14 protein-coding genes and 4 tRNA genes are annotated in these 13,762 nt (G+C 62.9%); 9 read left to right on the forward strand and 9 right to left on the reverse strand.

What is annotated here, in order from left to right:
- Positions 1-251: 251 nt before the first annotated feature.
- The 5 genes from clpB to CCOS191_RS04230 all read left to right on the forward strand — a co-directional run bounded on the left by clpB (position 252) and on the right by CCOS191_RS04230 (position 4,151).
- A complete protein-coding gene (gene clpB, locus CCOS191_RS04210) occupies positions 252-2,816 on the forward strand; it encodes an ATP-dependent chaperone ClpB (protein WP_023631670.1) in 2,565 nt (854 codons plus the stop codon).
- A gap of 456 nt (positions 2,817-3,272) precedes the next feature.
- Positions 3,273-3,348, forward strand: a tRNA-Asn gene (locus CCOS191_RS04215).
- 4 nt (positions 3,349-3,352) lie between these two features.
- Positions 3,353-3,429: transfer RNA gene (locus CCOS191_RS04220), tRNA-Pro, on the forward strand.
- Between the two features lie 6 nt (positions 3,430-3,435).
- Positions 3,436-3,511: transfer RNA gene (locus CCOS191_RS04225), tRNA-Lys, on the forward strand.
- A 103-nt stretch (positions 3,512-3,614) separates the two neighbouring features.
- Positions 3,615-4,151 (forward strand): dihydrofolate reductase family protein, encoded by a 537-nt coding sequence (locus CCOS191_RS04230; RefSeq protein ID WP_046854168.1) that lies wholly within the window; start codon positions 3,615-3,617, stop codon positions 4,149-4,151.
- A 142-nt stretch (positions 4,152-4,293) separates the two neighbouring features.
- Here the strand turns inward: CCOS191_RS04230 and CCOS191_RS04235 are convergent, their stop codons facing one another.
- From CCOS191_RS04235 to CCOS191_RS04250, 4 genes are all read right to left on the reverse strand, one after another.
- Complete coding sequence (locus tag CCOS191_RS04235; RefSeq protein WP_046854169.1) at positions 4,294-5,589, reverse strand: NAD(P)/FAD-dependent oxidoreductase; 1,296 nt, start codon at positions 5,587-5,589, stop codon at positions 4,294-4,296.
- Positions 5,590-5,673: 84 nt separating this feature from the next.
- Positions 5,674-5,847 (reverse strand): DUF3094 family protein, encoded by a 174-nt coding sequence (locus tag CCOS191_RS04240; RefSeq protein ID WP_023631877.1) that lies wholly within the window; start codon positions 5,845-5,847, stop codon positions 5,674-5,676.
- 132 nt (positions 5,848-5,979) lie between these two features.
- On the reverse strand, positions 5,980-6,609 hold the full coding sequence (locus tag CCOS191_RS04245) for a DUF1780 domain-containing protein (protein WP_038706811.1): 630 nt from the start codon (positions 6,607-6,609) through the stop codon (positions 5,980-5,982).
- A 55-nt stretch (positions 6,610-6,664) separates the two neighbouring features.
- Complete coding sequence (locus CCOS191_RS04250; protein WP_046854170.1) at positions 6,665-7,096, reverse strand: hypothetical protein; 432 nt, start codon at positions 7,094-7,096, stop codon at positions 6,665-6,667.
- 86 nt (positions 7,097-7,182) lie between these two features.
- Here CCOS191_RS04250 and CCOS191_RS04255 point away from each other — a divergent pair, with 86 nt between their 5' ends.
- Positions 7,183-7,890, forward strand: a complete 708-nt coding sequence (locus tag CCOS191_RS04255; protein WP_046854171.1) for an energy-coupling factor ABC transporter permease — start codon at positions 7,183-7,185, stop codon at positions 7,888-7,890.
- Positions 7,891-7,934: 44 nt separating this feature from the next.
- Here the strand turns inward: CCOS191_RS04255 and CCOS191_RS04260 are convergent, their stop codons facing one another.
- The 5 genes from CCOS191_RS04260 to CCOS191_RS04280 all read right to left on the reverse strand — a co-directional run bounded on the left by CCOS191_RS04260 (position 7,935) and on the right by CCOS191_RS04280 (position 11,403).
- Positions 7,935-8,183, reverse strand: coding sequence for a hypothetical protein (locus CCOS191_RS04260; RefSeq protein ID WP_046854172.1), 249 nt, complete (start codon positions 8,181-8,183; stop codon positions 7,935-7,937).
- A gap of 322 nt (positions 8,184-8,505) precedes the next feature.
- Positions 8,506-8,706 carry a DNA gyrase inhibitor YacG gene (gene yacG / locus CCOS191_RS04265; RefSeq protein WP_046854173.1) on the reverse strand — a complete coding sequence of 67 codons (201 nt, stop codon included), beginning with the start codon at positions 8,704-8,706 and terminating at the stop codon, positions 8,506-8,508.
- Positions 8,703-9,326 carry a dephospho-CoA kinase gene (gene coaE / locus CCOS191_RS04270; RefSeq protein WP_046854174.1) on the reverse strand — a complete coding sequence of 208 codons (624 nt, stop codon included), beginning with the start codon at positions 9,324-9,326 and terminating at the stop codon, positions 8,703-8,705. The genes yacG and coaE overlap by 4 nt, the downstream gene beginning before the upstream one ends.
- A complete protein-coding gene (locus CCOS191_RS04275) occupies positions 9,326-10,192 on the reverse strand; it encodes a prepilin peptidase (RefSeq protein WP_046854175.1) in 867 nt (288 codons plus the stop codon). Before CCOS191_RS04275 ends, coaE begins: the two co-directional genes overlap by 1 nt.
- A 2-nt stretch (positions 10,193-10,194) precedes the next feature.
- A complete protein-coding gene (locus tag CCOS191_RS04280) occupies positions 10,195-11,403 on the reverse strand; it encodes a type II secretion system F family protein (protein WP_046854176.1) in 1,209 nt (402 codons plus the stop codon).
- A 226-nt stretch (positions 11,404-11,629) separates the two neighbouring features.
- Between CCOS191_RS04280 and CCOS191_RS04285 the strand changes: the two genes are divergently transcribed.
- The 3 genes from CCOS191_RS04285 (at position 11,630) to CCOS191_RS04295 (ending at position 13,625) form a co-directional block, all read left to right on the forward strand.
- Complete coding sequence (locus CCOS191_RS04285) at positions 11,630-12,040, forward strand: pilin (protein ID WP_046854177.1); 411 nt, start codon at positions 11,630-11,632, stop codon at positions 12,038-12,040.
- A gap of 58 nt (positions 12,041-12,098) precedes the next feature.
- Positions 12,099-12,174: transfer RNA gene (locus tag CCOS191_RS04290), tRNA-Thr, on the forward strand.
- A 161-nt stretch (positions 12,175-12,335) separates the two neighbouring features.
- Positions 12,336-13,625, forward strand: coding sequence for a tyrosine-type recombinase/integrase (locus CCOS191_RS04295; protein WP_046854178.1), 1,290 nt, complete (start codon positions 12,336-12,338; stop codon positions 13,623-13,625).
- Positions 13,626-13,762 lie beyond the last annotated feature (137 nt).

Raw genomic sequence — 13,762 nt, forward strand, 5'->3', positions numbered from 1 at the left:
CGACCCAATCGCTGGCAAGCCAGCTCCCACATGCCAAAGTCTGTACTGCCCCTGTGGGAGCCGGCTTGCCGGCGATTGGGCTGCGCAGCAGCCCCGGCAATATCAATCCCACCACCGCCCTGCTGACCTCCGTCAACCCCGCTACGCTTGAATCTTCCAGAATCACCCATATCTATTGGTCATCTCAGGCAGGTTCATCATTACAGGTGCTGTCCATCGCTCCGCCTGCCCTTTAAAGGAAGGTATCCCCCATGCGAATAGACCGACTGACCAGCAAGCTGCAACTCGCGTTATCCGATTCCCAATCCCTGGCCGTGGGCATGGACCACCCGGCCATCGAGCCCCTGCACCTGCTGCAGGCGCTGATCGACCAGCAGGGCGGCTCGATCAAGCCGCTGCTGATGCAGGTCGGCTTCGACGTCAACAGCCTGCGCAAGGCGCTGACCAAAGAGCTCGACCAGCTGCCGAAAATCCAGAACCCCACCGGCGACGTGAACATGTCCCAGGACCTGGCGCGCCTGCTCAACCAGGCCGACCGCCTGGCCCAGCAGAAGGGCGACCAGTTCATCTCCAGCGAGCTGGTGCTGCTCGCCGCCATGGACGAGAACAGCAAGGTCGGCAAGCTGCTGCTCGGCCAGGGCGTGAGCAAGAAGGCCCTGGAAAACGCCATCAACAACCTGCGCGGCGGCGCGGCGGTGAACGACGCCAACGCCGAGGAATCGCGCCAGGCCCTGGACAAGTACACCGTCGACCTGACCAAGCGTGCCGAGGAAGGCAAGCTCGACCCGGTGATCGGCCGTGACGACGAGATCCGCCGCACCATCCAGGTGCTGCAACGCCGCACCAAGAACAACCCGGTATTGATTGGCGAGCCCGGCGTCGGCAAGACCGCCATCGCCGAAGGCCTGGCCCAGCGCATCATCAACGGCGAAGTGCCCGACGGTCTCAAGGGCAAGCGCCTGCTGGCGCTGGACATGGGCGCGCTGATCGCCGGCGCCAAGTACCGCGGCGAGTTCGAAGAGCGCCTAAAAGGCCTGCTCAACGAACTGAGCAAGCAGGAAGGCCAGATCATCCTGTTCATCGACGAGCTGCACACCATGGTCGGCGCCGGTAAAGGCGAGGGCGCCATGGACGCCGGCAACATGCTCAAGCCGGCCCTGGCCCGTGGCGAGCTGCACTGTGTCGGCGCCACCACGCTCAACGAGTACCGCCAGTTCATCGAAAAGGACGCAGCCCTCGAGCGCCGTTTCCAGAAGGTGCTGGTCGAGGAGCCGAGCGAGGAAGACACCATCGCCATCCTGCGCGGCCTGAAAGAGCGCTATGAAGTGCACCACAAGGTGGCCATCACCGACGGCGCGATCATTGCCGCGGCCAAGCTCAGCCACCGCTACATCACCGACCGCCAGCTGCCGGACAAGGCCATCGACCTGATCGACGAAGCCGCCAGCCGCATCCGCATGGAGATCGACTCCAAGCCGGAGGTGCTCGACCGCCTCGACCGTCGCCTGATCCAGCTGAAGGTGGAATCCCAGGCGCTGAAGAAGGAAGAAGACGAAGCGGCGAAGAAACGCCTGGAAAAACTGACCGAGGAAATCGAGCGCCTGGAGCGCGAGTACTCCGACCTCGAAGAAATCTGGGCCTCGGAAAAGGCCGAGGTGCAAGGTTCGGCGCAGATCCAGCAGAAGATCGAGCAGGCCCGCCAGGAACTGGAAGCCGCGCGCCGCAAGGGCGACCTCAGCCGCATGGCCGAGCTGCAGTACGGGGTGATCCCGGACCTGGAGCGCAGCCTGCAGATGGTCGACCAGCACGGCAAGACCGACAACCAGCTGCTGCGCAACAAGGTCACCGAGGAAGAGATTGCCGAAGTGGTGTCCAAGTGGACCGGCATCCCGGTGGCGAAGATGCTCGAAGGCGAGCGTGAGAAGCTGCTGAAGATGGAAAGCCTGCTGCACGAACGGGTGATCGGCCAGGACGAGGCGGTGACCGCCGTGGCCAACGCCGTGCGCCGTTCCCGCGCCGGGCTGTCCGACCCGAACCGCCCGAGTGGCTCGTTCCTGTTCCTTGGGCCCACCGGGGTGGGCAAGACCGAACTGTGCAAGGCGCTGGCCGAGTTCCTCTTCGATACCGAAGAGGCCATGGTGCGCATCGACATGTCCGAGTTCATGGAGAAACACTCCGTGGCGCGGCTGATCGGTGCCCCGCCAGGGTATGTGGGCTATGAAGAGGGCGGTTACCTGACCGAGGCCGTGCGCCGCAAGCCGTACTCGGTGGTGCTGCTCGACGAGGTGGAGAAAGCCCACCCGGATGTGTTCAACGTGCTGCTGCAGGTGCTTGAAGATGGTCGCCTGACCGACAGCCACGGCCGCACCGTGGACTTCCGCAACACCGTGATCGTGATGACCTCCAACCTGGGCTCGGCGCAGATCCAGGAACTGGCCGGGGACCGCGAGGCGCAGCGTGCGGCGGTGATGGATGCGGTGGGCGCGCATTTCCGTCCGGAGTTCATCAACCGCATCGACGAAGTGGTGGTGTTCGAACCGCTGGGCCGCGAGCAGATCGCCGGTATCACCGAGATCCAGCTCGGCCGCCTGCGTGGTCGCCTGGCCGAGCGCGAGCTGTCGCTGAGCCTCAGCCCGGAGGCGTTGGACAAGCTGATCGCCGTCGGTTACGACCCGGTGTATGGCGCACGGCCATTGAAGCGTGCGATCCAGCGCTGGATCGAGAACCCGCTGGCGCAGCTGATCCTGGCGGGCGAGTTCCTGCCGGGTGCGGCGATCACCGCGAAGGTCGAGGGCGACGAGATCGTCTTTGGCTGACCTGCAGTAAACGAAGAGCCCCGCGTAAGCGGGGCTTTTTTATGTGTGCTGTCCGGTCTTGTCGCGGGACAAAGCCCGGTCCCACGCCAATCTGCGCCAGAAGGTAGCCAATGCGTGGGAGCGGGCTTGCCCCGCGATAAGGCCAGTACAGGCAGCGCAAACCCCTGATTTTCTGGCTTCCAAGCTAACTTGCTGAAAATTTTGAAAAAAGTGCTTGCACAAAAATCAGAGTGCCCCTAATATTCGCCCCGCTGTCAGGCACTGAGCAGATCGCCAGCAACACCGACGATCTGAAAATAACTTACAAATCAGTAAGTTGAACGAAAAAAAGTGGTTGACAAGCAAAACGAAGAATGTAGAATAGCCGGCCTCAGCAGCGACAACGCGAAAGCGGATAGCCAAAGAGATCGAAGCTAACACAGACTTCGAAGCAGTAAAGATGTACCGAAGTTCAGTTCCGCGATAGCTCAGTCGGTAGAGCAAATGACTGTTAATCATTGGGTCCCTGGTTCGAGTCCAGGTCGCGGAGCCAATCTCGGGGTGTAGCGCAGTCCGGTAGCGCGCCTGCTTTGGGAGCAGGATGTCAGGAGTTCGAATCCCCTCACCCCGACCATTTTCCGGGTCGTTAGCTCAGTTGGTAGAGCAGTTGGCTTTTAACCAATTGGTCGTAGGTTCGAATCCTACACGACCCACCATGTAAAAAGGGCATCTCGATTGAGATGCCCTTTTTCTTTTGTCCGCGATTTATATCCCCGCCCTTTGCTACCCTGTGGCCTTTGCCCGCAGGAGCGCCCGCACATGCCACTCAAAGCCAGTGTTTTCATCGCCACCAGCCTGGATGGCTATATTGCCCGTGAAGATGGCGGCCTCGATTGGTTGATGGGCGCCACCCAGTCCGCTGACGACCATGGTTATGCCGGGTTCATGGCGGGTGTCGATACGTTGGTGATGGGGCGCGGCACCTTCGACAAGGTCATGACCTTTGGCGAGTGGCCCTATCCGGATACGCGAGTAGTGGTGGTCAGCAGTACTCTCGAGGCGCTGCCCAGGGGCGTATCAGAGCGCGTCGAGCTGCACCCCGGGCCGATCCCGGCGCTGCTCGAGCACCTGCAGGCCACGGGCGCAAAGAGCCTGTACCTGGATGGCGGCAAGCTGATTCAGGGGTTCTTGCGCGAGGGGCTGGTGGATGAACTGACCATCACCCGCATCCCCGTGCTGCTGGGGCAGGGGATACCGTTGTTCGGCGAGTTGGCGAAGGATGTGCTGTTGCAGCACATGAGGACGACCAGTTACGAGAGCGGGTTTGTGCAGAGTACGTATCGCGTGGTCAAGTAAACAGTAGCGGCCGCGTTGATTCGGCTCGATCCCTGTAGGAGCGGCTTCAGCCGCGATCACCCGCAAAGCGGGTGCCAGGCACCGCAGTGCCTGCATCGCGGCTGAAGCCGCTCCTACAGAGCAGCCTCAAGGCCTGGATGCCTCAGTGCAGCTTCAGACGCGGCTCGGTGCCCCGGCCAATCTTGCTGCCCAGCATCAGCATCAAGGTGCGGAAGGTCCCGTACAGCGCCATCTGGTGCATGCGATACAGCGACACATAGAACATCCGCGCCAGCCAGCCTTCCAGCTTGACGCTGCCCATCAGGTTACCCATCAGGTTACCCACCGCCGAGAAGCGCGACAGCGATACCAGCGAGCCATAGTCCTTGTACTCGTAGGTCGGCAGCGCCTTGTTCTCCAGGCGCAGCTTGAGGCTCTTGGCCAGCAGCGAGGCCTGCTGGTGCGCGGCCTGGGCCCGTGGCGGCACATTGCGGTCGGTACCCGGTTGCGGGCAGGCGGCGCAGTCGCCGAAGGCGAAGATGTTGTCGTCCAGGGTGGTCTGCAGGGTCGGGCGCACCACCAGCTGGTTGATGCGGTTGGTCTCCAGGCCGTCGATGTCCTTGAGGAAGCCCGGTGCGCGAATGCCCGCCGCCCAGACCTTCAAGCTGGCCTGGATCACTTCGCCCGAGGCGGTCTTCAGGCCATCGGCGGTCACTTCGCTGACGGCGGCGTTGGTCATCACCGTTACCCCGAGTTTTTCCAGGGTCTTGTGCACCGGCACGCTGATGCGCTCCGGCAGCGCCGGCAACACCCGTGGGCCGGCTTCGATGATGGTGATGTGCATGTCTTTGGGCTGGATCTTGTCCAGGCCATAAGCCGCCAGCTCGTGGGCGGCGTTGTGCAGCTCGGCTGCCAGCTCCACGCCGGTGGCGCCGGCGCCGACGATGGCCACGCTGATCTGCTCGCTGGCCACATCACCCGCATGAGCGCGCAGATAGTGGTTGAGCAGTTGCTGGTGGAAGCGCTCGGCCTGCTTGCGGCTGTCGAGGAACAGGCAGTGCTGCGCCGCGCCCAGGGTGCCGAAGTCGTTGGTGTTGCTGCCCACGGCAATGACCAGGGTGTCGTAGCCGATGGTGCGCGCAGGCAGCAGCTCACGGCCCTCGTCGTCGAGGGTCGCGGCCAGCTGGATCAGTTTGCTTTCGCGGTCCAGGCCGCTCATGCGCCCCATCTGGAAGTTGAAGTGGTTCCACTTGGCCTGGGCCACGTAGTTCAGTTCGTCTTCCGAGGAGTTCAGCGAGCCGGCCGCCACTTCGTGCAGCAGTGGCTTCCAGATGTGCGTCAGGTTGGCATCAACCAGGGTGATCTCGGCCTGTTTGCGCTTGCCCAGGCTTTTACCCAGGCGGGTCGCCAGTTCCAGGCCGCCGGCGCCGCCGCCGACAATCACGATGCGATGAGTCATGGGGATATCTCACAAGTTTTACGGAATTCGTGGACACAAGGTCCGGCCGCATCCGGCATGAGGGGCGGGCGAGCGCAAGGCAGCTCATAGCACCAGTCCACTCAGCAAGCGGCTCAACAGGCCCAGACCGATGGTCACGGCCACCACCAGCAACAGGAGCAGCCACGGCCGGAAGGGCCGGCGCTCGACTTGATGCTGGGGGGCGCTCAGATACTCATCGACGCGACGCTGATCTTCAGGATTCAGGCGGCTGGTCATGGTGGGCCTCGTCAGATAGACGTTCGTGACTGCGTGTACGCCACAGCGTTCACGCAAACGCATGGGTCGAATGATAATGCTTTCTATCCCTGGCGCCGAGTGTACGTGATCGCAAAGACACCCGGCACTGGATCAAAGACTGATGCCTACGTCGAACACGATGCTGCGCCCCAGGTTGCCGCGCAGGAAATCCGGCGCGTCCGGGTGGGCGAACAGCACCCGGGCGAAGGTCGGCCCCACCAGCGACAGCGACCGCCAGCCCTGGCGCAGGTACTCGGTGGGCGGCGGGAAATGGCTGTTGAGGTCGAGCACCTCGCGCTTGAGGCTGGCGAAGGCGATGATGTCCAGCTCGCTCAGGTCCAGTCCGCGCTCGCGGTAGTTGTGCGACTTCTTGCGCAGGGTCGGCGCCAGGCGCGCCAGCAGTTCCTGGGCACTGATGCGCCGGGGCCGCTGCTCGCGGCGCACCAGCTGGGCCAGGGAGAAGGCGCTGCGCCGCCGTTGCAGCTCCTCGCGCCATTCGTCGTTGAGCCGGCGGCCCTCGTCGAGCACGAAGAACACCTCGAACGCAGCGTCGCGGAACAGCACGTCCGGCGGCTCTTGCCCGGCCGGGGTGAAGTCCTCGCTGCGGTAGGGGATGTTCAGCCCTTGCAGCAGGCGCTGGCAGACCCAACGCTCGCGCTCCCATTTGCGGGCATTGGACAGGAACGCATTGGCTTGCTCGGCCTGGATGGTAAGCAGGCGGAGGTAGTCTGAGTCATCCATGGGGACAAGCTTAGTCGCTAATTGATGACGGTAAGATGCTGTTTGTGCGTAGGAATCAGCCCAGCACCAGCCATTGCTGCACCACCCCCAGCAGATGCAACAGCCCGCCGCCCAAACAAATGGCCGAACTGACCGCGATAAACCGCCGGCTGCGCCCGGTGCCAGCCAACACCAGCGGCCCCAGCAGGCCCCGCGCCAGGTACACCAGGGTAATCAGGCAGATCACCGGCAACAGCAAAGGCAATGGGCGCATCAGCCCAGCCGCCGACAAGGCATAGGCCGACCAGACGAGCAGCACCGCCGCGATCGCCGCAGTAACCAAGGCGGGGTAGGCGCGTCCTTGCTCCGCCGCCCTGGCCATGCGCTCGCCGGCGCCGAACAAGCGGTACCAGCGCGGGCCAACGGCGATCACCGCCAGGTGCAGCACGCCGGCGATGGCGCTGAACGCCGCACCGAGCAGTAGCGGCAGGTTAAGTCCTTCAGGCATGGCGGACGCGTCCTGCATCGAAAGGAGCTGCCAGCCTATAGCAACCGGTGGCAAGGGAGAATGGGTGTAGACTCAGGCTTATCCACATGGCCGACAGGGATATTGTTCAGGTGATCAGCGCACAAGTCTTGTCCAGCACCAGCCTTACCCTTGGCTGGATAGCTTACGTGCCCCTGCTGATCTGGGCCGCCAGCCGCACCCGCTGGGTCGAGCTGTTCACCGACACCCGCCGCCAGCACCTGCTGTTCGGCACGGTGTTCTGTCTGTTCATACTCTGGCTGGTGCGCCGCGATTTCGATACCGGGGTGTCGTACCACTTCATCGGCATGACCGCCGTCACCTTGCTGCTGGACTGGCCATTGGCCGTGCTCGGCGGCTTTCTCGCCCAGCTCGGCCTGTTGCTGATGGGCCGGCAGGACCTTGCCGCCATCGGCGTCAACGGCCTGCTGATAGTCGGCCTGCCGGTGCTGGTCACCGAGGTGTGCGCGATCCTGGTCGAGCGCGCCCAGCCGCGTAACCTGTTCGTCTACATCTTCTGTTGCGGGTTCTTCCCGGCGGCGTTGACGGTGTTGCTGTGCCTGATGGCAGGGTTGGGCTTGCTGTGGATGGATGAGCGTTTCGCCATGCCGGAATGGCTCAGTGACTTCGTTGGCTACCTATGGCTGATGATGTTCCCCGAGGCATTTATCAACGGTACGGTGATCAGTGCGCTGGTGGTGTTCTGCCCGGAGTGGCTGGAGACCTTCAACCGCAGCCGCTATCTGCAGGCGCCGTGGAAGGATGACGAGAAGTGATGTGAATGGCACCGGCGTCGCCGGTGATCTGGACCTGTCGTTTCTCAATCCAGATCGTCGCGAGAATAGCGTGAGCGTTTGAACAGCAAGCGCTGGCCAACAAGCACGAACAACATCCCCCACAGCCCGCCATCGAGCTGCAGCACTTGCCGTTCGCCCAGCTGGGAGCAAGTGGTGATACCGACCACCATGAAGATGACGTACAGGGCCCTCCTCAATACTTTGGGTCGGCACATCCAGTCGAGCAGCACGCCTGCCGCCAGTCCGTAAGCGATGAAGTACAGTTCTGGCATGTTGGCGTCCTGCTCGGATGGCCAGCCGCAAGGAGGAGGGCTGTTGCATCGAACGATGCCAATGGCTGGGGAGAGTGCCTATTCAGTTTGGTCTGATTAAGCGGTACGAAACTTCTGAGGGTGGTCTGTTCGCAGGTAACAGGCATGCACTGTATGAGAGGGAATTGAACTGTACCGGCCTCTCGCCGGCAAGCCGGCTCCCACACCGACCGCGTAAACCTAAAGCCAAGCGCCGTCCCTGTGGGAGCTGGCTTGCCAGCGATGGGCCGCAACGCGGCCCCAGGATTCAAGCAGCAGCTGTTGTCAAGGCTGCGCGATCCGTTTAGTGCCGCGGCTCCAGGTCCCCCGAATACAGCTCATCCTCGGACTCCTCCGCCCCGGCGATCTTGTGCTCCTCGGCCGCCCAGGCGCCCAGGTCGATCAACTTGCAGCGGTCCGAGCAGAAGGGCCGGAACGGGCTCTGCTCGCCCCATTCCACGGGCGCCCCGCAGGTCGGGCAATCAACGGTCATCGGCTGGCTCATGGCTGGCCTCCTCGTAAAGTCAGGTAAAAGTGGTGCAGGCGGTCGATCTCGTCGTGCAGCGATTGCAGGTCACGATCGTTGATCACCACGTCATCGGCATGGCGCAGGCGCTCTTCCCGGGCCAATTGGGCCTTGAGAATCGCCTGCACCTGTTCCGCGCTGGTGTTGTCGCGGGCCAAGGTGCGTTGCACCTGCAACTCGGTCGGCGCGTCGATCACCAGGATGCGCTGGGTCTTCTGGTGCTGCCCCGACTCGATCAACAGCGGCGAAACGTACACCGCATAGGGCGTCTCGGCCTTGGCCAGGTAGCTGAAGATCTCCTGGCCGATCAGCGGGTGCAGCAGTTGTTCCAGCCATTGCCGTTGGCTCGGGTCGGCGAAGATCAGCTGGCGCAGGGCGCCACGGTCGAGCTGGCCGTCCGCCTGCAGCACGCCTGCGCCAAAGCGCTCGACGATACTGGCCAGGGCAGGGCGCCCCGGCTCGACGACCCAGCGCGCAGCCTGGTCGGCATCGACCAGGTGCACGCCCAGTTCGACGAAACGCTCGGCGGCGGCGCTCTTGCCGCTGCCGATGCCGCCGGTGAGGCCAAGAATCCAGGGTGTGAAGGGCGCTGTGCTCATCAGGTTCCAAGCAGTTGCAGGTATGAGGCGACTATTTCATCACCCCAGAGCAATGCGATCCACCCCGCAATGGCCAGATAAGCCCCGAAAGGCAATGCCGCGCCCATTTGCATGCGCTTAAGACGCACAAGCGTCAGCCCGATCAACGCCCCCGCTAAGGACGCCAGCATCAAGGTCAGCGGCAGGATCTGCCAGCCGCCCCAGGCACCGAGCATGGCCAGCAGCTTGAAGTCGCCGAAGCCCATGCCCTCCTTGCCGGTGATCAGCTTGAAGACCCAGTACACCGACCACAAACTCAGGTAACCCGCCACCGCGCCCCACAGCGCATCGCTCAGCGGCACCAGCAGCCCGAAGGCGTTGACGATCAACCCCAGCCACAACAGCGGCAGCACCAGCACATCCGGCAGCAACTGGTGCTCGGCATCGATCAGGCTCAAGGCGATCAGCCCCCAGGTCAGCAGCATCACCCCCAGCGCCTCGACACCCGGCCCGAAATGCCAGGCCACCAACAGCGAGAGCAGGGCGCTGCCAAGCTCCACCAGGGGATAACGCAGGCTGATTCGCGCCTTGCACCCCGCGCACCGCCCGCGCAGGGCCAGGTAACTCAGCAGCGGAATGTTTTCCCAGGCGCGGATCTGGCGCTGGCAGTGCGGGCAACGCGAAGCTGGCAGGCACAGGTCGAAGCGCTCGTGCTCGGCCTGCGGCAGCCCCAGCACCTCCTGCGCCTCCCGCTGCCATTGGCGCTCGAGCATGATTGGCAGACGGTACGCCAGCACATTGAGAAAGCTGCCCACCAGCAACCCCAGCACCGCGGCCAAGGTATAGAAGAAAGGCGGATGTTCGACGATTACGGTCCAGGCATTCATGTTCAGATCAGGCTACCCAACTGGAAGATCGGCAAATACATCGCCACGACGAGGCCCCCCACCAGCAGCCCGAGGATCAGCACGATGGCCGGCTCAAGCAGCGTGGTCAACTGCTCCAGCGCCTGGCTCACCTGTTCTTCGTAATGCAGCGCGGCCTTGTCCAGCATCCGGTCGAGGGTGCCGCTGGCTTCGCCCACCGCCACCAGCTGGCGCAACAGCGGCGGGAACAGCGCATCCGCCTCCATTGCCTGCTGCAATCCCATGCCGCCGGCCACGTCCTGGCGCAACTTGAGGATCGCCCGCTCGTGCAGGCTGTTACCACTCACCGGCGCCACCGTGGCCAGCGCATCCAGCAACGCCACCCCGGCGGCATAAGAGGTCGCCAGGCTGCGGGCAAAGCGCGCCAGCGCCGCCTGCCCGAGAAGTGAGCCCACCACCGGCACCCGCAACACCCCGCGCAATATCCACAGGCGCGCCGGCAGATGCCGTTGGTACAACGCCCGCACGCCAAACCCCAGCGCAGTTATCAACAGCACCAACCACCCGACGTGATTGCCCAGTCCTGTGGATAAATCGATCACCCACTGGGTGAACGCCGGCAGCGCCTTGTCGAAACTGGCGAACAACCCCTGGAACCGCGGTACCACCTCCAGCAGCAACAACGCCGCCACCCCCAACCCCGTCAGCAGCAACAGCGCCGGATACAGCATCGCCTTGCGCACCTTCTGCCGCAGCGCCTGGCGTTTCTCCAGCATGGTCGCCATCTGCTCCAGCTGTCGGTCCAGCGTGCCCGACTGCTCGCCCACCCGCACCAGGTTGCAGTACAGCGCATCGAACCACCCCGGATGGCGCTGCAAGGCATCCGCCAAGCCCAACCCCGCCGCCACATCCTGTTGCAACCGCGCCAGCAACGCCGCCATGGCGCTGTTCACCGTGCTGCGTGCCATCACCTCGAACGCCTGCAACAGCGGCACCCCCGCCGTGAGCAAGGTCGCCAGCTGGCGGCTGAACCCCGGCGCATCCGCCTTGCCCGCCCGTTGCGGCCAGCGCCAGCGCAGCCCACCCGCCAGCCGCACCCGCGTCGCGCGAATCCCCTGCTGGCGCAACCACGCCTGCACGAACGCCGGGCTGCGCCCAATGTGCTGGCCCTGTTGCGGCGTGCCGCTGGCATCGATGCCTTCCCAGGCGTACAGACGGGTGGAAGCAGGCATGGCGAGAGTCCTTTTGCGCGGGGGCGAAAAGCCCGGTAACAGCTTGCCCGGCCTGCTGCCGGGCGCGTTTCCCTGTGGCTCACTAGAGTAGTCCAGCGAAGATGACGCCCCGCCGCGCAGGGGTGACAAAAGGTGTCGGTTCAGGCCTACTGCGCGCCTGCCGGCCGGGGCACGCCACGATGAAAGCGCCCGCCGCGCCTCCACGTATCACGAAGGAAGACCGTTCATGAAAGGGCAACGAGGTATCACCCTGATCGAACTGATGATCGTCGTCGCGATCATCGGCATCCTGGCGACCATCGCCATCCCCATGTACACCAACCACCAGGCCCGCGCCAAGGCTACCGCCGCGCTGCTGGAGATTTCCGCGCTGAAGACGCCGATGGACGTGCGCCTGAACGACGGCAAGGACGTACCCGACGTCGCCAGCCTCGGCGGCCAGCCCGCCACCGCCCATTGCGCGATCACCGCCAGTGGCAAGGCCGCCGACGGCACCGCCAGCATCACCTGCACCCTGGCCGACGCACCGGCCAATGTGCTGGGCAAGACCGTGACCCTGGCGCGTACCCAGGCAGGCTGGACTTGCGTGACCACAGTAGAGGAAGACCTCGCGCCCAATGGCTGCACGGTGCAATGAAAGTGAGGTGAAACAGGGGTTTGCGTAACCGACACGGCAGTGGTACGTTGCGCAACACGCCGGTGTAGCTCAGTCGGTAGAGCAGCGCACTCGTAACGCGAAGGTCGCAGGTTCGATTCCTGTCTCCGGCACCAGAGACCAGTTTCCAGAAGTCTATGACTGTCTACGAAACACCCCGAAAAGCCCGCCTAGCGCGGGCTTTGTTGTTTCTGTCTGTCTCGTTTTGACTCTGGGCATCTACGCGATTTAGGGATATGGTTAGGGATATCTCGGTTCGACAAGGAAACGTATCCCTATGGCGCGCACAGTGGTGCCTCTCACCGATCCCAAATGTGATGCGGCCAAGCCTCGGGAGAAGGATTACAAGCTGTTCGATGGCAAAGGCCTCTATCTGCTGGTGAAGCCGTCAGGGGTCAAGACTTGGCGTATGAAGTACACCAAACCTGATGGCCGTGATGGTTTAGCCACGTTTGGCAACTATCCGGCGCTCGGCTTGAAAGCGGCCAGGGAGCGACGCGCCCTGGCGCTTGAGCTTCTTGCTGCTGGGAAAGACCCCATCGAGCAGGCGCGCTTGGACAAACAGGAAGCGGTAAACGCCCGATCGAATACATTCCGTTTGCTTGCTCAGGAATGGCATGCGGCTTGCGCTCGTAAGTGGACACCTGGTCATGCTTCCACCGTGTGGCGACGCATTGAATCCCACCTGTTGCCCACTCTCGGTGATCGTCCGGTCGCGGAGCTCAAAACACGGGATCTGCTTGTTCCGCTGAAAGCAGCGGAAAAACGGGATACCTTGGATACGGCTGCACGCCTACGCCAGTACATGACGGGCATCCTCCGTATGGCGGTTCAGCATGGCCATCTAGATTTCAACCCTGCGATCGATCTGCAAGGCGCCACGGCTACCCGCAAAACAGCGCACCGGCCTGCTTTGCCATTCGAGCGCTTACCTGAGCTTCTCCAGCGGATAGATGCCGACAGCGGGCGCGGCCTGACCAAGCTCGCGGTGCAACTGACTATGTTGGTGTTCATCCGCTCCAGCGAGCTCCGCTTCGCTCGCTGGGGAGAGATAGACATGGGGAGGCTGATGTGGGAAATCCCTGGCGAAAGGGTGGCTATTGAGGGTGTGAAGAACTCCCATCGTGGCTCCAAGATGAGCACTCCACACCTGGTACCGCTCAGCCGACAGGCTATAGAGGTGCTGGAGAAAATCCGTAACCTCACTGGTCGTTTCGATCTGGTGTTTGCGGGTGACCACAATCACTGGAAACCCATGAGCGAGAACACCGTGAACAAATCGCTGCGGCGTATGGGGTATGACACCAAGGCAGAGGTATGCGGCCATGGTTTTCGAACTATGGCTTGCTCCGCACTGGTTGAGTCTGGGCTGTGGAGTAAGGACGCTGTCGAACGGCAAATGAGCCACCAGGAGAGAAACACGGTACGTGCAGCCTACATCCACAAGGCTGAGCACATACAAGAGCGTAGGCTTATGGTGCAGTGGTGGGCCGATTACTTGGATGCCAATCGCAAGGATGCAATTACGCCATACGATTTCGCCCATGGGCGGTTACCACGATCATGAAATAGATGGCATGCGACCGGGGACGATGCTCGCCCTCTTCAATGGCGGTGTAGCAGGTGTAACTGGTGTAGCGGCAGGCCACAACCTGTTGAAATTCTTGGGCAATGTCGTTGTTACACCTTGAGTAGTCTCGGCTT

Origin of the sequence: Pseudomonas sp. CCOS 191 (assembly GCF_001007005.1) — a bacterium.
In the GTDB taxonomy this organism is placed as follows: domain Bacteria; phylum Pseudomonadota; class Gammaproteobacteria; order Pseudomonadales; family Pseudomonadaceae; genus Aquipseudomonas; species Aquipseudomonas soli.